Below are 20325 nucleotides of genomic sequence, written 5' to 3' on the forward strand. Positions count from 1 at the left end.
ATCTAGAGCAGGTTCGGGAGCAGCCGGGCGACCTGGTCGGCGGCGGTCAGCCCAAGGGCGGCGATGACCGGGATGCCGACCACCCAGGCCTGCCAGTGGCCGAGCCGATTCCGCACCCAGACGGTGCCGGCCACCGCGAGCAGCAGCGCCTGGCCGAGCAGCACGAGCGGGTACCACGCCTGGTCGTCGGTGGCCAGGGTGTCCTCCGAGGCGGGCAGGCTGGCCGTGGTCAGCGAGCGCGCCGGGGCGGGCTGCGCGTCCGACACGAGCTCGGCGTCGACACGGAGCACGCCCGACGGCAGCAACGGCCGGCCGTCGGCGGTCACCAGCGTGAGCCGCCCTTCGCCGTCGCGGGCCGGCTCCGGTAGCGGGTCGCCCTCGCGCCGCACGCCGATGACCTCGTACAGATGCTCGCCCTGCCCGGTGACCGCGGTGATCTGGTCGCCCGGACGCAGGGTGTGGATGCGGTTGAACGGACCGCCGTACGTGGTCCGCCGCCCCATGATGACGCTGGTGCCCTCTTGCCCCGGCAGCACCGTGTCGCGCCGGTGAGCCGGACCGGACCGCATGACGTCGGACGTCGTCCCCTCGAGCACCACCTCGCTGAGGCCGAGGGCCGGGATCTCCAGGATCGCCACCGGCGTGCCGAACGCCATGAGGCGGTCCGGCTCCTCCACCTCGGTGGCGTCCTCACCCGGCCGCGGCACCCCCGGCGGCTCCGGTGGCGCCAGCTGCCCGACCGGGGCGACGGCATGGGCCAGGTCGGCCCTGAAGTCGGCGTACAGGGTCTGCTGGTCGCGATCGTGCTGGAGCTGCGACAACAGCACCACCTGCACGATGAACCCGAGCGCCACCACCGCCACGATCTGCAGCGCGATCGCCGGAATGTACGTGCTCGCCGAGGGCACGGTCACGCGCCTGCGCTGCCCGCCCTTCGGCTTCGGCGCGCGCGGGGTGTCGCCGCGCCCACCGCCGCTTCCGTCCCCGGGCGGGTCACCGGGGACGGAGGGGGGCGGGGGCGCGGCGACCGGCGGCACGCGCGCGGGCTCTGGCGCGCCACCGTGGACCGAACCGGGATCGGCCGGCTCGGTCCTGTCCGTGGTGCCAGGAGGCAGCAGCGTCGTCATACGCCCTTTCCCCCCGACACGGGCTCGGTGACGCTCACCCGGTCACCGTGCGTGTTGCTCATGAGGACGCACCGAACCGTCGGCTTCGCCATCGTGAACGCCGCATGGACATCACGGTCACTCGCGATGGCCGTTCGCCGTCTCGTGTTCGCCTGTTCATCCATTCGGGGCCGCCCTCAGCTCAGACGTCAGGTCGCCGTCGGGTCGTCGAAGGTGAGGAACTCGTCGCGCTTGCTGCGCCGGATGAAGGCGTAACCGGCGCTCAGCGCCGCCAGGCCGACCAGCACCAGCGGAGCGACGAGGAAGGCACCGGTCTGCGCCAGGCTCCCCGGGTTGCCGGAGCCGCCCGCGGCGCCACCAGCAGCGCCGTCGTCCGCGCCACCGTCTTCGGCGGCACCACCCTCGGTGCCGTCGTCGCCGCCACCGTCCTCGGTCCCGTCCTCCGTGCCGTCCTCGGTGCCGTCTTCGGTCCCGTCCTCGGTCCCGGCCGGGTCCTCCATCTGGAACTGCCACACCAGGGTCTGCTGCGCGCCGGCGAAGTCCAGCTGGTGCTGGCCGGGCTCGAGCCCGGACGCGGTGAACTCGGTCACCACAGTGCCGTCCTCGTCGGCCGGGATCGGCTCCTCGCCGAGCTGTTCGGGTGTCTCGCTCTCGGCGTCGAGGGTGACCGTCACGTCCTCCTCGGCCCCGAAGCCCGGCGCCGTCAGCGTCACTACCTGTCCGTCGGCCAGCACGGGGTTGTCCTCCAGCGCGTTGCCCTCCGCGTCCACCGCGGTGACCTTCGGGCCGGGGGCGCCGACGGTGTAGACCACCGGCGTGGACGTCGACGACGTGAACGCCTCCGGCTCCGCCGAGGTGAACGAAGCCGTCAGCGTGTGGTCGGCCTCGGCCAGCTCGGACGTGGTCAGCACGGCGACGCCGGACTCCACCGGCACCGGCGCACCGAGGTCCTCGGTGCCGGAGCGGAACTGCACCGTCCCGGTGGCCGCCTCCGGGTCCACGGTCGCCGTCATCGTCACCTCGGCGCCGACGTCGACGGGGCTCTCCGGCGCGACGGCCAGTGTCGTCGTGGTCGACTCGGCCTCTGGGGCCACGACGGTCAGCGGCACCTCGGCCACCGTCTGCGACGACGTGAACTCCTCTTCGTTGGCAGAGGTGAAGTCGGCCGTCAGGACGTATTCGCCGGCCGCGAGGTCGCTGAGCGTCACCGACGCGGTCCCGTCGGACAGCTCATCCGTGCCGAGCGATTCCCGCACCTCGAGGTCGGGGTGGCTGTTGAAGAACTCGACCGTCCCGGCCGCCTCGGCGGGGTCGACCGTAGCCGTGAGCTCCACCTCGGTGCCGAGCTCGACCTCGTCTGCCGGCTCACCGTCGGCGGTGGCCTCCATGGTGATCGTTGTGCCCGCGGCCCGCGGCTCCTCCGCCGTGATGGTCCACCTGGTCGCGTCGAACGACAGCCACGCCGAGAACGCCGCCGTGTAGCCGGAAGGGTTTCCTTCCTGGGTGCAGAACAGGACCAGCTCGTAGGTTCCCGGCGGCTCCGGAGCCACACCGGTGAAGATCCCGTTGCCACCGACGTCGACGGCGAGGGGCCCCGTACCGATCTGAGTCGCGAACGCCACCTGCCGGTTGCCGTCCTTGGTGGTGCTGTCTCCGCCGGCCCTGATCAGGAACAGCTGACCCTTGAGGACTCCGGGGACGTTGAAGCCCGCCGGGCAGGCGGTCGGCGCCGCGAGCCGGGTCCAGTTCGCCCCGGTCACGTCGGCGACGAGGCCGGTCGACGGTGTGGCGGTCAGCGTGGGCAACGGCTCCTCTTGGGCCCAAGCCTCGCCGAACTGGCCGGCGACGACCATCGCCACGGCCATTCCCAGCGCTGTCACAGCAGCAACCATCCATCGCCTGAGCGATGGCGCGACGGTCGTCGTTCTCATTGTCGTACTCCTTCGGAATTGTCGATAGAAACGGCCGACACCCCGAGGTGGCCGGATCCGCGAAAGGCGGACCCGACCACTCGGAGCTGGCTTCAGTTGTCGTGGTGCGAGTCGATCAGCCGTTGGGGAAGGCCCGCAGGTTGGTGTTGATCGAGCCGCAGCGGCTGCCGATCGACGCGAAGCCGAACAGCTCGATCGTGCTGACGTTGCAGGCCGTGGAGCTGCTGCCGACGAACGTCGCCATGATCAGCGCGTCGCCGCCGGTGGCCTGGGCGTGGGAGACGATGTTGTAGACCTCGCGGGTGACCGGGAACGCCGGGTTGAGCACCTGCTGCTCGGTCTCCGGGTTCTCGACCGTGGGCTGAACGCCGTTGATGGTGCCGAGCTCGGCGCCGTGCAGCCGGTCCGGCGCCACGCCGTTGGTCTGTGCGATCCACTGCGCGATCGAGAACGGCACGATCGCGGTCGGGTTGGTCTGCAGGACCGTGCCGTCGTGCTCCTGCACGGACACGCCGCCCAGGGTGTCGTGCACCCACGCCGGCGGGGTGGTCGCGTTGATGCCCATCGTGTCGGCCCAGAACTGGCGGGTGCCCGAGCCGGCCTGCGGGATCAGCAGCGTGATGTTGGAGTCCGGCGTGTACGTCGTGCCACCGACGGTGACACCCGCACCCGTGGAGTACATCGTCTGCAGCTGAGCCAGCGTGAAGCTCGGCAGCGTGCTGGTCGGGCCGGTCGCGGTCGTCACCGCGTCCAGCGCGAACGGGATGTACACCAGCTGGCCGTTGTTGTTCTGGTTGCTGCCCGGGCCGCTGGACGAACGGGCGGCGTCGAACACGTCCGACCCCACCGGCACCGAGTTCGCACCGGCCCACGGCGTGGCGACGTTCGTGCCGAGGGAACGACGCAGCGCGTCGCGGCCCTCACTCGAGCCGTTGGGCCGCGTCACCGTGAACGTGCCCGACTTGGGCGCGATCAGGTCGTGGGTCACGCCACCGACCGAGGCGTGCCACGACTCCAGCAGCCCGCCGGAGATGCCGGCGAGGCCGTTGACGACGTCCTGGGTCGTGTCGGAGCCGGCGATCGCCAGCGCGCCACTGGGCGGCGGGTCGGCCTGGGCCGGCCCGGCGAAGGCGCCGATCGCCAGGAGGGCGGCGCCCAGCCCGAAGACTGCGGTCTTCCCGAAGGCATTGACCTTCATTGATGTCCCCTTTCAGGACTTGGGAAGGATTGCTACCTCCTGTTTGGAGGTGTCTTCAGTCTTGCCGCTTAGATTGTCGCAATCTATATACGTTCGGCAAAGATCAAGATGTCTTCTTGTCGTCGTCGGGTTAACGGGGGGTGACGGCCGCGGCGCCGCCGAACCGCGGCCCGAGCTTGAGCAGCGCGGGACCGGCCGTGGCGCCGAGCAGGCCGGCGATCAGCACCGCGAGCAGGACGTACTGCATGGGACCGACCGGTTCCCCCGGCGTCGTCTGCGCGACGGGAACGTCGTCGCCGACCGCCGGCGGCTGGTCGTCCCCCGCACCGCCCGTCGCGCCGTCCGGTGCGGGCGGCAGCGACGGGTCGTCGGTGGGGTCGTCGCCGCCCGTGGGCGCCAGCCCCGCGGGATCGGGGGCGTCGCCCGCCCCCGGGGCGCCGTCGTCGGCGCCCGTCGAGCCGGGACCACCGGCCTCCGTGCCGCCGGCCTCGTCGCCGCCGTCGCCGTTCCCCTCGGCACCGTCCTCGTCGCCGCCGTCCTCGTCGCTGCCGGGCACCAGGCCGGGCGGGTCGCGCGGGTCGTCGGTCGCGACCAGCGCCTCGGCAACGGCCAGCGTCTGCGCGCGCAGCTCGTCGTTCAGCGGGGAGTACCCCGGCGGGAGATCGCCGGCGGCCAGCCCGGGCGTCTGTCCGTCGCCGGCCGCGTAGCTCAGCATGGCGGAGTAGTCGGCGAGCGCGTCGTCCTCCTGGTCGGCGCGCACCGCCGCGTAGGTGATCATGGCGAGCGGGTACGCGTCGGGGTCGGCCGCCTCGGGATCGATGGCCAGCACGTCGTCGATCTCGCTCGGCACCATCGAGTCGACGGCCGCGGCGAGGCTCGCCGAACCCGGCTGGACGAACTCTCCGGCGGCGTTGCGCAGGCTCGCGACCGGCAGGCCGTACAGCTGCGCGGACGCGGAGTCGGTGACGGCGAGTTGCCAGCGCCGGCCGGGCGCCTGCGGCGGGATCTCGGTCCACCATCCGGGGGTGCCCGACGGGCTGACGGCCAGGGTGTCCCAGTCCGTCTTCGAGCCGGCCTGCCCGAGCCGTGCGCGCAGGGCGGCGTCCTCGAAACTGGTGGCGAAGAAGAGCAGGTCGAGGGTGCAGTACCCAGGTGCGGGGATCTGCGGCTGGGTCGTGTTCTGGTAGCAGGCCTGGACGTCGCGCGGAACGGTGTCGGGCGCGGGCGGCTCTGCCAGACCGAGTTCCTCGTAGGCCGGGTTGACGACCATGCCGTGGTCGTCGGGCTCGCCGGCGAGCCAGGCGCTGGCCTCTGCGTCGGCCTGGATCCAGCGCCACAGCTCGCGGAACGCATCGGCGGGGTTCGGGCCTGAGATACGCAGGGCGTTGCCCGCGGCGAAGCCGAGATTGCGCACCGGCGCCTCCGGGTTGAGCTCGGTGAACTCCGGATCGGCGCTGATGTCCGTGGGGTTGGCCACCGCCCAGGCAGGTGGCTCGTCGAGACCCGTGAACGCCTCGTATCCGCCGGGCACGTCATGCCGATAGCTCTGCGTGAGCAGCTTCGCCACCAGGCGCGGGGTCAGCCTGAGGTCGCGGACGATCGTCCCGTCGGGTTCCTCGATGTTCAGGGCGATCACGAGTCCCGAGACCGCGACGGGCGCGTGCAGGACCTCCGGCCCTTCCTCGCCGGTGACCACGGGCGCATAGGTGAAGGCCAGCCCGGCCGCACCCGGAGTGTCGGAGGCGACCTGGCGGCGGCCCTCGGCGTCGGACAGCGCCAGGTAGGAGAAGGCGCCGCCGTCAGCGGAGCAGAGCTCCGGCAACCAGGAGAAGACGGCGCGTGCCGCCAGCTGCGAGCCCACCGTCGGGCGCTGCTCGGACTCGGTGGGGCAGGTGAGGTCGACGCTCGCGAAGTCCAGCCGGACCTGGATCCGCTGCGCCCAGTTCGTCGGCGTCAGCGGCGAGCCGTCGGCGTACTGAAGCGCGTTCGTCCCGGTGCCGATGGCCGAGCCGTCGAGGCGATGCCCGCCATGTGGGACCACGACCAGCCAGCAGTCGCGGCCGTCGGCCTGGGCGCCCTCGACCGGTGTGCCACAACCGAGGTACGGCGCGTCGATGGCGTCCTGAACCGTGAAGATCGCCTCTCCGTCGCCCGCGTCGTCGGTGCGCACGCCGCGCACCTCGTTGGTGGTCCACCGGCCGAACACGTTCTCGATGTCCGCGGACCACACGAACTCGTCGGAGTCGGCCGCACGGAACGGGACCTCCGCGACACCCCCGCCCGGCGGGATGTAGTGATCGGGAACGCTCTCAGCCAGCGGGTCGGTGGGCTCGACGCCTCGACCCCGGACGCTCGGCTCGATCCGGCCCGGATCGGACATGCCGGGGGCGCCCCAGACGCAGTTCTCGGGCAGCGGGCCGGTCTCCTCGTCGCCCCAGCACTGCATGATCTGCATGTAGTTGCCGGGAAGGCTGCCCACGCTTCCAGGCGTCGGCTGCCAGCCGCTCCACCGCACGTCCAGGGACTGCGCACGGATGTCGTCGGTCTGCGAGACCGTCACCTCGAGGCCGTCGAAGTCGTCGTACATGAAGTGCTCGGGGTCGCGCTCCTCGACCACCGTCGAGTGGTCGGCGCCGATGATTCCGTCGGACCACCGCAACGTGACGGCCGAGTCGGTGAGGTCGCCGGCGGCCGCGCCGGCCGTCGGCGTCGCCGGCTCGTAGGCGAGCAGGCCGACCCCGGCCACCAGCGCGAGGGCGGCCGATACCGCCCGGATACGCAGACCAGACGAGATGATCACGAGGTCCTCCCGGCAGGATCGTTGCGACTCCCGAGTGCCCGGGAGATCACCGGCGGGCCGAGGACCACGCCGAGAAGAAGGGCGCCGGCCAGCACCATCAGCGTGTGCTGGAAGCTCCAGCCCGACGACGCCTGGAGCGACACCGGCACCGCGGACACGTTCTGCCCGCCCCCACCGGCGTCCGTTCCGGCGTCACCGCCGCTGATGATCTCGCCCGTCTCCGGGTCGAACACCGGCGCTCCGGTGTCGGTGCCCGTGTCGGCGCCGGCCGCTCCGGTGTCGGCGCCCGCGTCGGCGCCGGCCGCTCCGGTGTCAGTGCCGGTCGCTGCGCCGCCGGGCTCGGTGCCGGTCGCCGCGCCGCCGCCGTCGGCCGCACCGCCTCCGCCGTCGGCCGCACCGCCTCCGCCGTCGGCCGCACCGCCACCGCCCTCGGCCGCTCCGCCGTCACCGCCTCCGCCGCCGTCACCGCCTCCACCACCGTCGGCGCTTCCGCCCGGTGGGTTCGGCGGTGTCTCGTCGTCGTCGCCACCGGTGCCCGTGGTGCACTGCGTCGCTCCGACGGCGTCACAGGCCGGAGGCTGGGGCGCGTTGATGGCGAGCGTGTTCGTCCCGTCCGGCGAGAAGGTGGGGTTGTTGCAGCCGGCGAGGTCGATGGACTGCACCTCGACGCCGGGGATCTTGCGCACCTGGGCGAAACCGGCCTGCACCAGGTTGATCGGCAGCGGCGAGTAGCCCAGTGGGCCTGCCGAGCGCTGTCCCTCGCACAGGAAGTAGTAGGCGAAGGACCCCAGGGTGAGACCCTTGGCCTCGGTGAAGCCGTTCTCGAGCTTCGTCGGCAGGATCATGTACGAGTACGACGACAGCGGATACGCGCGCCGGTCGGCGTTGCGGTAGACGTTGTCGAGGTTCTGGGTCAGGTAGTCCGGCGACGCCGGGTTGTTCTCGATCTCGGCGCCGAGCAGGCCCACGGCGACGGCCTCGGCCGTCGGCTCGATGTAGTAGTCCGACGCGTTGCGCACCTTGGCCACCGGGAACCCGGACTGCAACGCGTAGGAGTACTCGACGTAGGTGATGGCGCCGGCAGCGCGCGCGACATAACCGGCGACGCCGTTGGAGGTCGCGGCGCCGATGAACGGAGAGCCGGGATTCGGGTAGCTCGACGTCGGCGTGCACGGGTTGCGCCCCGTCTCGGCGCAGAACGCCTCCCAGATGTCGGGGTGCTGATCGTTCATCCAGGCGGTGAACTGCGCCGACGTACCCGAACCGTCGGATCGGAACACCGGGACGATCGGGATCGCGGGCAGGGTGAGCAGCGGGTTGTCCGCCCTGATCGCGGCGTCGTTCCACAGCGTGATCTGGCCGGTGAAGATCTTCGCGATCACGTCGCCGGACAGACGCAGGTTGGTGACCCGCTGCCCGCCGATGGTCAGGTTGTACATGAACGCGGTGCCACCGGCGACGATGGGCATGTAGGCGTACCCGCGACGCGGCGGGTCGTCGGTGTTGTTCCCGTCCTGCACGCCGTACGGGATCTCCGACACCGCGAAGTCGACCACGCCCTCGCGGAACTGGTTGCGGCCGTTGGTCGAGCCGTTGGCCTGGAAGTTGATGCGCATGCCCTGCTGCTCGACGTTGGCGCGCCAGGCGTCGACGGCGTTGGAGCTCCAGGTGGAGCCGGACCCGCTGACCGGGAAGAAGCTCGCCGCCATCGCCTCACGGGCGGCCCCGGTGACGACGGCCTGGACGATCAGCACGAGTGCCAGCAGGCCGCCGACCCAGCGCAGCACGATCCAGCGCGGAGATGTCGGGGTCATCGGCGTTGTCCTTCCTCCTGTGTGGTGAACCTGGGGCGGGCCGCGTCGGTGCGGCGGAACCGTTCGGCGTCGCGGCGCGACGCGAGGACGCGGCGGTGCTGCTGACGCCGGGTGAGCTGACCCGGACCGCGCCCGCCGACCGCCCGGCCGACCGCGAACAGCAGCAGCACGAGCACCATCAGCGTGGCCGCCGTGCCGAAGCCGCGGGCGATCATCTCCGGCTGGGGGTTCTTCACCAGCTCGAAGGTCAGCAGCGGCAGGGACACCATCGGCCCCTCGAGCGGGTTGGTGTTGACCGCGGCCGTGAACCCGGCGGTCAGCAGCACCGGGGAGGTCTCGCCGATGCCGCGTGCGGTACCGAGGATGATCGAGGTCATCAACCCCGACCGCGCCGTCGGCAGCGTGACGTGCCACACCGTCCGCCACTGCCCGGCGCCGACCGCGTAGGCCGCCTCCTTCAGCGTCCCGGGCACCAGCCGCAGGACGACGTCGGAGGCGCGGATCACGATGGGCAGCATCATCACCGTGATGGCCAGCGCCGCGGCCGAGCCGGACTGCCCCAGGCCGAAGGCCGTGATCCAGGTGGCGTAGATGAACAGACCGGCGACGATGGACGGCAGCGCCGTCATGGCCTCGGCGATGGTGCGCACCAGACGGCTGAGCCGGCCGGGGATCTCGTTGAGGAACACCGCGCAGACGATGCCCAGCGGGATGGTGATGGCCAGCGCCATGGTGATCATGATCAGCGTGCCGACGATGCCGTGCAGGATGCCGCCGCTGGTCAGTGGGTCCAGCGGACCGGTGACCCGCATGTCCTCGGTGTAGAAGTTCAGGTTCGGCAGCGCCTCGGCGCCGCGGCCCAGGGTGTAGAGCACGACGAACACCAGGCCGACGCCGAGCAGCAGCGCGAGCCCGTGAACGGCGACCGCTGCCACCTTGTCGCGCACGGCGGGGCCGTCGTCGTCCAGAGAGACGAGCAGTGCGTAGACGATCAGGAACAGCACGTAGGCCAGGACGACGAACCCGATCGCTCCCTCGAACGGCAGCAACTGCGTGAAGAGCACGAACGTGATCGAGACGGAGGCGGCGAACGCACCCACCAGGGCGAAGATGTCGGACGTGCGCAGCAGGACCAGGCTGCGTCGCGGTTCCTCGGGACTGCCCGGCGGTACGGGCGGCGGCAGCGTGGTGCCCCCCGTCGACGGGTCGTCGGCCCCGACGTCGGCGGGCCGGATGTCGACAGCGGTCATCGTCGTCCTCTCATGCGTCGCTCACGGCGCCGGAGCGCGACCGGGCGATGATCGACGAGGCGGCGAAATTGACCACCAGCGTCATCAGGAACAGGGCGAGGCCGGCCGCCATCAGGGCCGACAGCTCGAAGTCGCTCGCCTCGCCGTATCTCAGGGCGATCAGCGCCGACACGGAGTTGCTGCCGCTCTCGAGGATGCGCGGCTGGATCTCGAAGACCGGCGAGATGACCATGTAGACGCCGATGGTCTCGCCGAGTGCGCGACCGAGGCCGAGCATCGTCCCGCCGATCATGCCGCCCTTGCCGTACGGCAGCACGACCGAGCGGATCATGCCCCACTTGGTAGCGCCCAGGGCGTAGGCGCCCTCGCGCTCACCGGCGGGCGCCTGGGCGAACACCTCGCGCATCACCGAGCACGCGATCGGCGTCACCATCATCGCGACGACGATGCCGGCGATGAGCGTGGAGGCCGTGTAGACGGTCTCCGTGGCGAGCGGGTCGCGGGGATCCGCGCCGTCGACCGACAGGAACGGGATCCAGCCGAGCCACGTCGAGATCCACCGCGACAGGCCGAGGATGTTCCACTGCAGGAAGAAGGCACCCCAGAGGCCGTACACGACGCTCGGCACCGCCGCCATGAGGTCGACCATGCTGATCAGGGTCTGTTTGATCCGCGCGGGGGCGTACTCGGAGATGTAGAGCGCCGTGCCGACGGCCAGGGGCACTGCGACGCCTATGGCCACCAGGGCGATCAGGACGGTCCCGGTGAGCACCGCGGCGATGCCGAAGTCGCCGCCGTTGGGCTCCCACGCCTCGGTGGTGAGGAACGAGATGCCGGCCTCGCGCAACGCCTGGATGGCGCGGTACCCGAGGAAGATGCCGATCAGGGACATGATGGCCAGGACGGCGAGGCCGCCGCTGCGGGAGACGCCTCGGAAGATCCGGTCGCTGGGTCCGATGGCAGCCTTCAAGGCGCGTGGCGCGTCCTCGGTCACCTCACCCGTGGGCTCCACACGCCTCGTGGTCGTCGTCGACATCAGCCAGAGCTCTCCGTCACTCGCTCCCCCTGCACAACTACATCCCCAAGATTTAGATAGACATTGAATAGATCGCGTTGATGCAACATGTCAACATTGCCACGATGTAGCTCCCCGGCCAACGGGATGGGGATGAACGCTGGGTGAACCATCGGGCCGCCGAAGTGAAACGGGCCGGCACCCCGTCCCGAGGTGCCGGCCCGCGTGTTGCGAGCGTTAGTCGAGAAGGCCCGCGAGCAGCGCCGGGACGTTCGTCACGATCCCGTTCACGTCGCGGTCGATGTAGCGGGTCATGAGCGTCTCGGTGTCGACGGTGTGCACCGACACCTTCAGGCCCAGCTCCTTGATCCGGTCGATGTGCGCCTCGTCGGCGACCGACGTGACGATGTCGACCTCGTGGGCCCACTCGCTGACGGCGACCAGATCGGCGTCCGCCGGCCGGAAGTCGTAGATCACGCCCACCGGCACGTACGGCGCGAGCGCGTGGAAGGCGTTCGCCGAGTCGACGCTCGCGGACTTGACGACGAGCTTGTTCAGGAGCAGCGCACGAACCAGGTAGTACGGGTTCGCCGCCAGCTCGTCCCTGACGTCTTCCTCGATCCCCGGGTAGAGCGCGGCGTTGCGGATCTCGATCACGATGCCGTCGCGGTAACCGGCCTCGGCGATGACCTCACTCAGGGTCGGGATGCGCTCACCGGCGAACTGCGCACCGAACCAGGAGCCGGCGTCGAGCTGACGGAGCTCCGCGAGAGTGAAGTCGCGGACCAGGTACGGCGACCGCCCCGGGAAGACCTCCTCGACGTTGGTGGTCCGGGCGAGGCCCGCGTCCTGGATGGCGACGAGCTCGCCGTCCGAGGTGCGCTGGATCTCGACCTCGGCGTAGTCCGCACCCTGGTCGTAGGCCAGGTCGATCGCGACGAGCGTGTTCTCCGGCGCCGCAGCGGAGGCGCCGTGGTGCGCGATGTTGGCCGGGTTATGGAAGCGGCCGGTGGCCTGGGCCGGGGCGACCGCGGCCGTCGCACCCACGGCGACGAGAGCGGACACCACGAGGGTGCGCTTGAGCAGGGAGTTCGGCATGTGACTGCCTTTCGGGCTGGTAGGGGCTGACAAGATCAGAGCCTCTCGGCAGCCGGTGTCGACCAGGTGTCTATGTCCTGAATTGTCACAAAATAGAGTGGCCCAATCTAACGTGGCGAGCGGGGCCGGGAACGCGGAACGGGGTGACGCTCACAGGAGCGTCACCCCATCGTCGCGGAGCAGAAGGAACGAGCCTCACTCGAAGGGCGTCAGGAACTCCGACGGCGCCAGTGCGCGCTTGCTGATGCGGACGTCGCCGAGCAGGCCATAGAAGCCCTGCCCGAAGCCGAGATCCCAGCCGGTGGCGCCGATGGTGAACGGCCGGCCCAGGGTCGCGATACCGTGCGCCGGCTGGCGCGGGTTGCGGGTGATGGGCGAGCCCTCGACCCACACGACCGTCTGCTGCCCGTCGTTGACGACGGCGACGTGGAACCAGCGGCCGACGGGGAGGGCGTGGCTCCAGTGCGTCGGCGAGGCGTCCTCGACGTGCGGGTAGAGGACGTACTGGAGGAACCGCTCGGGCGACAGGTTGAGGCTGCAGGTCGGCTCGAGCGGCGAGTAGCCGGCGGTCTTGCCGGCGTCGCCGGCGCGGCCCTGCCAGCTGAAGATGCCCATCCACGCGTGGTTGCCCTCGAACGGCTCGGGCAGCTTGAGGAACAGCTCGATGGTGTAGCCGCCGAGGAACTTCTCGGAGTTGATCGGCGCGTTCGCGACGGCCTCGAGGACGGCCCCGCGGTCGGGTGACTGGCCGCCGTCGAAGCGGAGGCTGGCGTGGGTCGGGGCGCCGTCGTGGTGGTCGAGCGACCGGGTGAGCAGACCCGACGCGGTCGAGTGCAGCCGGCGCACGACCAGGTCGTTGCCCTTGCGGGAGAGGTCCTGGGCGACGGCGCCGTCGGCGACGGTGGCGCCCTCCTCGACCCGGCCGCGCAGGCCGAGCGTGTCGAAGCGCCAGTAGGCGACGGTGTCCTTGCCGACCACGCGCGTCGGCGGCACCTGCGGCGGGACGGGGACCGGCGCGAACCCGGCGAACCGCTCGTCGAAGTCGACGGGCAGGCTGAACCGGTCGACGTCGCCGGTGAGCTCGATGACCTCGGCGCCGAGCGGCGGCCGCTCCCCCGCCTCGCGGGTGAGGAACCAGGGCGCGAACGTCTCGACGTCGATGGTGTTGCGGACCAGGTCGAACTGGTAGAGCCGGATCATGCCGGCGCCGCCGAAGTAGCGGTCCTGGTAGTTGGTGATGTGCACGTGCACGTCGTGCCCCGCGTCGTTGCGCAGCACGGTCCGCCCCGGCGGCCAGTAGTGCCCGCCGAGGGCCAGGAAGATCTGGTCCCTGCCGCGGATCAGCCCGTCCCACAGCCGCTGCCCATTGCCGGAGAGCGAGGCGGCGCCGTCGTCGTCGGCGAAGGCGAGGTCGTGCGTGGTGACGATCGCCGGCAGCTTCGGGTGCGCGTCGACGACGCCGCGGGCCCAGGCGAGGCCGGCGTCGGAGACCCGCCAGTCCAGGGCCAGCACCAGCCACTCGCGGCCGGCGGCCGGGATGACGTGGAAGCTGTTGTAGCCGTCGGGCGAGCTGCCGCCGTAGGTCTGGCTGCCGGTGAAGCGCGACGGGCCGAACGCGCGCAGGTACGGGGTCTCGCCGCGCTGGTCGTTGCCGCCGGGGATGTCGTGGTTGCCGGCCAGGACGCTGAACGGCACGACGCCGTCGATGGCCTCGAAGGTCTGGTCGGCGAGGTCGATCTCGTCCTGCGTGCCGTGCTCGGTGATGTCGCCGAGGTGGGTCATGAACGCGACGTTGGCGAGGCCGCGCTGCTCGCTGAGGTAGCGGAAGGTGGTGGCCAGCGGCTGCGGGTCGGAACGGTCCTCGTCGAACAGGTACTGCGTGTCCGGCAGCACGGCGAGCGAGAACCGCGGGCTCTCCGGGTCGAACCCGGCCGGTGTCGGCGGGAAGACGGGAGCGGCCCCGGCGGTCTGGGTGAGGCCGCCGCCGACCAGGCCGGGGACGGCGAGCGCCGCGGGGGCGGCGAGGGCGCCCTGCAGGAGACGGCGGCGGGCGACGCCGCCGGAACGGGAATCGGACATCTGCGGAACCTCCGATGGATGCACTGGATCGCGCATATCGGACCAATCCGAGATGGCCGACCGGCAGCGCGCACGTGACGGCGCGCGATCGGCCGGACGAACGCTCCCCTCAGGCGTCCCGGGTCAGGGTCGACGCCACGGTCATGCGGCGGAGCGCCGCGGCCGGGATGAGGCTGGCCAGGACGGGCACCGCGGTGCCGCCGGCCACGGTCGTGACCGCCGCGACGAGCAGCTCCGCCCGCAGCTCGCCGGCCAGCCCGGCAGCGATGGCCAGCCCCGTCAGGGTGCCGGCCACGGCGCCGGTCAGTCCGATGAGCGCCGCCTCGGCGAGCACGACCCGGCGCACCCGGCCGTCGCCCCAGCCGACCGCCTGGAGGACGGCGAACTCCGCCCGCCGGTCGCGCATGTTGAGGAACACCACGTCGGCGACGGCGACGCTGGAGAGCAGGATCGTCACCAGGACGGCGACGTAGTCGATCTCGCGCGCGCGGACGGAGACGGCGTCGCCGAGCACGGAGCCGACGACGGCGCCGTTGAACGCGAGCGTGATGCCGAGCAGGGCGGTGAGCGCGGCGCACCCCAGGGCGACGGCCAGCACGCCGAGCACCGTCCGTCCCGGCGAGCGCACCACGTTGGCGACCGCGAGTGAGCGCACCCCGCGCACCACCGGCGAGCGCTGGCCCGGCAGCACCCGCGGCTGCAGCATGCCGGCGACGGCCGGTTTCGAGGCCCGCCAAGCCGGCCAGGCCGCCGCGACGAGCGCGACGAACACCGCCATCGGGACGGCGATCACGGCTCTCGCCAGCGTGACCTGCAGGCCGGTGATCCAGCCGATGGCGACGGACACCAGCGCGCCGGCGAGTCCCGCGGCGACGCCCACCAGCACGACCTCGGCGAGCAGCAGCCGCAGCAGGTGCCGGCGGCTCCAACCGACCCGGCTCAGCACCGACAGCTCGCTGCGCCGCGACCGCGCCGACGCCGCCGAGACGTTCGCGACGAACAGCGCGCTCACGGCGAGGACCAGCACGAACAGCGCGAGGCTCTTGTGGTCGACGGCCTGCATGACGGCGGCGACCACACCCTGGCGCATCCACGTCTCGGCCACCGCCAGCTCCGGCCGGCCGAACGCGCCGGCCGGCAGGACGACGGTCTGCTCGGTGGCGGCGCTGCCGAGGACGATGTCGACGTCGAGCCCGGTGGCCGCCCGGATCTGGTCGGCCACCAGCCGGACCCGCTCGCGGTCGACCGGGCTGACGCCGTCGACGTCCTCGACGCGGACCCGGATGGCGCTGATCGGCGCCTCGGGGTCGGCCAGCTCGATGCCGGATCCGGTGAAGGTGTCGAGGTCGGAGAGCCGGATGAACGCCGTCGGCGGCCCCAGGTGGTAGGAGGCCGGGCTGCCCGACGGCAGGAGCGGGCGGTCGCCGAGCAGCTCGCGGCTGCGCGCGTCGGCCGGCGGCAGGCCGTGGGCGCCGTCGAACTCGGCCGCCTCGAAGTCCGCCGAGTCGAAGGCGCCGACGATGCGCAGCTGCGGCAGCGAGCCGCCGGACGAGATGGCCGGGCCGGGGTGCGGCCGGACGGTGCGGAAGCCGGTGTCGGCGGCGACGGGGGGCGTCGGGACGAACCCCTCGAGGCGCACCGCCGAGCGCCACACGTCCTGCGGGTTGTCGACGGGGCGCGGTTTCAGCACGCCGCCGGCGCCGACGTCGTACGTCGTCGGCTCGGTGGTCCAGAGGCTGTCGACGAAGATCTCCGACTGGCCCGCACGGGCGTCGTCGATCAGCGACGCGTAGGCCCGCTGGGCCGTGATGGTGTCCGTGGCGACGACCGGTCCCGGCGTGGCCAGCAGCGCGCCGACCTCGTCCAGGGACTGGCCGGCCGCGAACCGGTCGGCCGCCTCGTCGGGCAGCCGGCGCACCGTCACCTCGGCCTGGGTGTCGATGTCCGGGTCGGCCGCGACCAGGACGGGAACCGGCCGGCTGCCGGTGCCGGTGGCGGGCGCGGAGTCGGCCAGCGCCTGCAGCGACGGCGACGTCTCGCCGTCGTCCAGCGCCGCCTCCTGGGCGGGGTCGACGGCCGCGACCAGGACCGGGAAGGACCACTCGAGCATGACGCCGCGCCGCACCGACGCCTGATGCGCCAGGGCGGCGGGGTCGGAGCCGGGCCGGGTCGACTGACAGCTGGCCGCGCGCTCGCGGGCCGCGGTGGCCGGGGAGTCGGCGATGTCCTCGCGGCTCTCGCGCCGCGGGCAGACCAGCACCGTGGACCCGTCGGGCATGGTCTCGGCCAGCCCGTACGGCGCGCTGTTGTCGTACAGCTCACCGACCAGCGAGATCGGGTTGGGGGTGACGTAGGAGTACGACGCCGACGGCTGGTCGATGGTGGTGAGCCCGCGGTCGGTGGAGTAGACGATGTCGGCCACGAGCAGCTCGCGGCCGCCGTCGGTGCGCGGCCCGGCGTCGACGGCCACCTGGGTCCAGGACATGACGTACCCGACCATGGCGACCGGCGCGGCCACCTCGACGCCGGCGACGTCGCGGATGGCGTCGTAGTCGTCGAGGGAGATGCCGCCGAACTGGCCGGACAGCTGGTACGGCCGCACCAGCCCGCGGTCGGCCTCGAGCTCGCTGCGGCTCCCCGGTGGGCGGACCAGCACGTGGTAGGTGCCGGGCGCGGCCGCGACCTGGCCGCGCAGCTCGAGGCGGTCGACCTCCGTCGCGCCGGTGAGGACGGTGAACACGGAGGTCGCTGCCACCACGCCCAGGCCCAGCGCCAGCGCCCGGCCCCAGTGCGCCCGCAGCTGGGCCTTGACGAGAGGGGCGACACCCGGCCGCACGCGCCGCCGCGGCTCGCCCTGGGGCGGCTCAGCCGGCGGCGGCATCGGCCGGTCTCCCGAACCCGTGCGTCTGCCGCCGGTAGAGCCGGGCGTACTCGCCGCCCGCGGCCAGCAGCTGGTCGTGCGTGCCCTGCTCGACGACCCGGCCGGCGGCCAGCACGACGATCGCGTCGGCGTCGCGGACCGCGCTCAGCCGGTGCGTGACCAGCAGGCAGGACCGGCCGCCGCGGCGCGTGCGCAGGTGCTCGTACAGCTCCGCCTCCGCATCGGCGTCGAGCCCGGAGCTGGGCTCGTCGAGGATCATCAGGTCGGCGTCGTCGCGCAGCAGCGACCGCGCCAGTGCGACCCGCTGCCACTGCCCGCCCGACAGCTGCACGCCGCCGGCGTCGTCGCTGCCACCGAACGCGCGGCTCAGCATGGTGCCGTACCCCTGAGGAAGGCGGTCGACGACGGTGTCGGCACCGGCCAGGCGGGCGGCGGCGCGCAGCGCGTCGTCGTCGCCGAGGCGCCGGACGTCGCCGAAGCCGATGTTGTCGGCGGCGGTGAGGTCGTAGCGGACGAAGTCCTGGAACAGCACGCCGATGCGCCCGCGGACGGCGGCGGGGGTCGAGGCCGGCGACGTCGCGGCCGCCCCACGTGATCTGCCCGGACGTGGGCTCGTAGAGCCGGCACAGCAGCTTGACGACGGTGGACTTGCCGGCGCCGTTGGCCCCGACCAGCGCGACCATGGCGCCCGGAGGGATGGTGAACGTGACGCCACGCAGGACCGGCGCATGGTCGGGAGCGTAGCCGAAGGAGATGTCACGCAGCTCCACTCCCGCCGCGCGCACGGACCGCGGGCCCGGCAGCGGCGGGGCGGGTGGCACCGTGCCGGCAGCTGCCGCCGTCGCCAGCACCTCCTCGAAGTGACCGAACACGAGCACGCTGTGGTGAGCGTCGCCGACCGACCGGACCAGTCCGGCGGCCGCCGCGCGCAGCCCGGCCAGGCCCGTGACCAGCAGACTGAGGTCGCCGACGGTGATTGCTCCTGTGACCGCCCGGACGCCGCCCCACACCAGCGCGCCGGCCCCGAGCACCGCGCCCGCCGCGGCCAGGCCGCCCTGGACGAGTGCCGAACGCCGGTCCACCGCGCGCTGTGCCGCGGCGATGGCCCGCAGCTCCGTCGTCATCCGGTCGTGGAGCAGCTCGCCGAGACCGAAGACGCGGATCTCCTTCGCCGCGCCGGCGTCGGTGAGCAGGCTGCCGTAGAACATCTCGCGCCGGAACCCGGGCGTGGTCTGCCAGAGCACGCGGGCCCGCTCGCGGCTCTCGGCGACGGTGGCCGCGACGGCGGGCAGGCTGCAGGCGGCGACCAGCACGACCAGCCAGGGGTTGACCGCGGCCAGCATCGTCACCAGGCCGGCCGCCGCCACCGTCGTCCGCACCGTGCCGAAGACCGCCTGGACCAGCACCGGCGGCGCGCCCGTGCCGGCCTGCTCGGCCAGCCGCAGCCGGTCGAGGAAGGCCGGCCGCTCGAGCAGCTCGAGACCGGCGATCCGGGCGACCGCCAGCATCAACGTCGCCTTGGCCCGCAGTGCCACGCGCCGCGACAGCTCGCCCTCGGCGTAGCGGGTCAGCGCGGCGACGACGGCGCTCGTCACCGCCGCGCCCCCGAGCAGCACGACGGCGGCGACGGCGGCCGCGGTGCCGCCGTCGGGTCCGCCGCCGGGTCCACCGCCGGAGACCGTGTCGAGCGTGCGCGCCAGCAGCCAGGCGTCGACCGGCACCAGGACGCCCGCGAGCAGCGACAACGCCGCGAAGCCCGCGGTCCACCCGGGGGCGGCGGACCAGAGCAGGCCGAGGACGCGGAGAACGGCCGCGGGGGTGGTCCGCCCGTTCCCCGGGCCGCTCACCGCACCGGACGCGGCAGCTCGTCGACGGAGACGGCGGCGGCCTCGACCAGCCCGTCGGCGCCGACCAGCACGTACGTCGGGAACATCGTGACGCCGTACGCCGTGGCCAGGGCCTCGGCGCGCTCGCCGCCGACCACGCGGGCCACTCCGGCGACGGCGGCCTCGATGTCGGCGCCCGCGACGGCGTCGCCGACGATCGCCACGGCCACGCGGTCGCGGCCACCGAGCAGCCGGGCGTACGCGACCAGCCGTGGCAGCCCGGTGCGGCAGCCCTGGCAGGTGGCCGAGGCGAACGCGACCAGCTGGACGCCGCCGGTCGTCCCCGGCACCGCCGGCGCGAGCGTCCCGGCCTCCGGTCCACTCGGCGGCGGCGTCACGGTGGCGCCGTCGTGCCCATGACCGTGGGTGTCGTGGTGGGCGTCGTGGCCGCGGCGCGGCGCCCGCAGCGCCATCCGCCGGCCGGTGAGCAGCGCGGCCGCCGCCGTCATGAGCGCGGCCAGGCTCACCGTCGTGCCGGCGCCCCGGCCGTCGGCCGGGCCGGCCAGCGCCAGCGCGGCCGCGGCGAGCGCCGTCAGGCCGGCGTTGCGCAGCACCGTCGACCACGTCACCGTGGCCGAGCCCGCGCCGAAGCACCGGCACGGCAGCGCCTCGGTGCGCCGGGCCAGCACGACGGCGCCCGCCGTCAGCCCCGTGCTGAGCAGCCCGGCGCCCAGCAGGCCCGCCGTCGTCAGGCCCGGCACGGCGATGAGGACCGCGACGACCCCTTCGGCCGAGACCAGCGCGACCGCGGCCGGTCGGGCCAGCCGGGCCGGGACGTGCAGCCCCACACGCAGCGTGGTGCCCAGGCCGGCCAGGCCGTCGGGCCAGACCAGCTTGCCGATGACCGCCGCGGCGAACACCAGGGCGAGTGCCCAGCGCGCCAGCTCGGCGACGTACCCGATCATCTCGTCACTCGTCCGGCCGTCAGCAGGAGCCGATCTGGGTCCATGCGCCGCACTGGTACTGACAGTCGGGCCGGAAGCAGCACTCGCGGCGCAGCCGCACCCCACCCGCGCACGATTCCTCGTACCGGCAGTCGGGCGGGCAGTCGCGCAACGCGTTGACCGGCGCGAACACGGATCGAACCGCGGACATGATCAAGGTGGACATGACGTGCTCCCCGAGTCGTACTTCTGGTGTTATGTCCCTCTTTTCTACCTTGCCCCTAGGTACGACGGACAGGCGTGGCGCGGACTGTCACAGACTGTTCGCCTGGGCGCGGCACAGCGATCACCTGCGACCCCCG

13 protein-coding genes and 1 pseudogene are annotated in these 20325 nt (G+C 72.6%); 1 reads left to right on the plus strand and 13 read right to left on the minus strand.

Annotated elements, in window-relative coordinates; translation table 11 throughout:
* Positions 1-2: 2 nt before the first annotated feature.
* The 11 genes and pseudogenes from HD601_RS34245 to HD601_RS36290 form a co-directional block, all read right to left on the minus strand.
* Positions 3-914, minus strand: coding sequence for a sortase domain-containing protein (locus HD601_RS34245; protein ID WP_184826705.1), 912 nt, complete (start codon positions 912-914; stop codon positions 3-5).
* Positions 915-1315: 401 nt separating this feature from the next.
* A complete protein-coding gene (locus HD601_RS25560; RefSeq protein ID WP_184826707.1) occupies positions 1316-3007 on the minus strand; it encodes an Ig-like domain repeat protein in 1692 nt (563 codons plus the stop codon).
* Positions 3008-3173: 166 nt separating this feature from the next.
* Complete coding sequence (locus tag HD601_RS25565) at positions 3174-4256, minus strand: substrate-binding domain-containing protein (protein WP_184826709.1); 1083 nt, start codon at positions 4254-4256, stop codon at positions 3174-3176.
* 130 nt (positions 4257-4386) lie between these two features.
* On the minus strand, positions 4387-7056 hold the full coding sequence (locus HD601_RS25570) for a hypothetical protein (RefSeq protein WP_184826711.1): 2670 nt from the start codon (positions 7054-7056) through the stop codon (positions 4387-4389).
* Positions 7053-8870 (minus strand): phosphate ABC transporter substrate-binding protein PstS, encoded by a 1818-nt coding sequence (locus tag HD601_RS25575; protein ID WP_184826713.1) that lies wholly within the window; start codon positions 8868-8870, stop codon positions 7053-7055. The genes HD601_RS25570 and HD601_RS25575 overlap by 4 nt, the downstream gene beginning before the upstream one ends.
* Positions 8867-10120 carry a phosphate ABC transporter permease PstA gene (gene pstA / locus HD601_RS25580; protein WP_184826714.1) on the minus strand — a complete coding sequence of 418 codons (1254 nt, stop codon included), beginning with the start codon at positions 10118-10120 and terminating at the stop codon, positions 8867-8869. Before pstA ends, HD601_RS25575 begins: the two co-directional genes overlap by 4 nt.
* 10 nt (positions 10121-10130) lie before the next feature.
* On the minus strand, positions 10131-11156 hold the full coding sequence (gene pstC, locus HD601_RS25585; protein ID WP_184826716.1) for a phosphate ABC transporter permease subunit PstC: 1026 nt from the start codon (positions 11154-11156) through the stop codon (positions 10131-10133).
* A gap of 216 nt (positions 11157-11372) precedes the next feature.
* The gene (locus tag HD601_RS25590) at positions 11373-12233 is read right to left on the minus strand and encodes a glycerophosphodiester phosphodiesterase family protein (RefSeq protein ID WP_184826718.1); all 861 of its coding nucleotides are present in this window, start codon (positions 12231-12233) and stop codon (positions 11373-11375) included.
* Positions 12234-12428: 195 nt separating this feature from the next.
* Entirely contained in the window at positions 12429-14312 is a 1884-nt protein-coding gene (locus HD601_RS25595; protein ID WP_184826720.1) for a LamG-like jellyroll fold domain-containing protein, read from the minus strand.
* 109 nt (positions 14313-14421) lie between these two features.
* Positions 14422-17193 (minus strand): ABC transporter permease, encoded by a 2772-nt coding sequence (locus HD601_RS25600; RefSeq protein WP_184826722.1) that lies wholly within the window; start codon positions 17191-17193, stop codon positions 14422-14424.
* Positions 17177-18536, minus strand: a pseudogene (locus HD601_RS36290) (ATP-binding cassette domain-containing protein). Before HD601_RS36290 ends, HD601_RS25600 begins: the two are co-directional and overlap by 17 nt.
* On the opposite strand from HD601_RS36290, the gene HD601_RS25610 reads away from it, so the two are divergent.
* Positions 18421-18756, plus strand: coding sequence for a hypothetical protein (locus HD601_RS25610; RefSeq protein ID WP_184826726.1), 336 nt, complete (start codon positions 18421-18423; stop codon positions 18754-18756). The pseudogene HD601_RS36290 and the gene HD601_RS25610 sit on opposite strands and share 116 nt — an antisense overlap.
* Positions 18757-19036: 280 nt before the next feature.
* Here HD601_RS25610 and HD601_RS25615 read toward each other — a convergent pair whose 3' ends face one another.
* Together HD601_RS25615 and HD601_RS25620 are read right to left on the minus strand one after the other, a co-directional pair.
* Positions 19037-19984, minus strand: coding sequence for a MauE/DoxX family redox-associated membrane protein (locus tag HD601_RS25615; protein WP_184826728.1), 948 nt, complete (start codon positions 19982-19984; stop codon positions 19037-19039).
* 19 nt (positions 19985-20003) lie between these two features.
* Positions 20004-20189: a hypothetical protein gene (locus HD601_RS25620; RefSeq protein ID WP_184826730.1), complete on the minus strand. Its 186-nt coding sequence runs from the start codon at positions 20187-20189 to the stop codon at positions 20004-20006.
* Positions 20190-20325: the final 136 nt, after the last annotated feature.

The organism is Jiangella mangrovi, assembly GCF_014204975.1.
GTDB classification, from domain to species: domain Bacteria; phylum Actinomycetota; class Actinomycetes; order Jiangellales; family Jiangellaceae; genus Jiangella; species Jiangella mangrovi.

Coding starts and splice junctions, on each gene's coding strand:
- HD601_RS25565 (WP_184826709.1), bottom strand. CDS start 4,256: ATGAAGGTCAATGCCTTCGGGAAGACCGCAGTCTTCGGGCTGGGCGCC.
- HD601_RS25575 (WP_184826713.1), bottom strand. CDS start 8,870: ATGACCCCGACATCTCCGCGCTGGATCGTGCTGCGCTGGGTCGGCGGC.
- pstA (WP_184826714.1), bottom strand. CDS start 10,120: ATGACCGCTGTCGACATCCGGCCCGCCGACGTCGGGGCCGACGACCCG.
- pstC (WP_184826716.1), bottom strand. CDS start 11,156: ATGTCGACGACGACCACGAGGCGTGTGGAGCCCACGGGTGAGGTGACC.
- HD601_RS25590 (WP_184826718.1), bottom strand. CDS start 12,233: ATGCCGAACTCCCTGCTCAAGCGCACCCTCGTGGTGTCCGCTCTCGTC.
- HD601_RS25595 (WP_184826720.1), bottom strand. CDS start 14,312: ATGTCCGATTCCCGTTCCGGCGGCGTCGCCCGCCGCCGTCTCCTGCAG.
- HD601_RS25600 (WP_184826722.1), bottom strand. CDS start 17,193: ATGCCGCCGCCGGCTGAGCCGCCCCAGGGCGAGCCGCGGCGGCGCGTG.
- HD601_RS25615 (WP_184826728.1), bottom strand. CDS start 19,984: ATGATCGGGTACGTCGCCGAGCTGGCGCGCTGGGCACTCGCCCTGGTG.
- HD601_RS25620 (WP_184826730.1), bottom strand. CDS start 20,189: ATGTCCACCTTGATCATGTCCGCGGTTCGATCCGTGTTCGCGCCGGTC.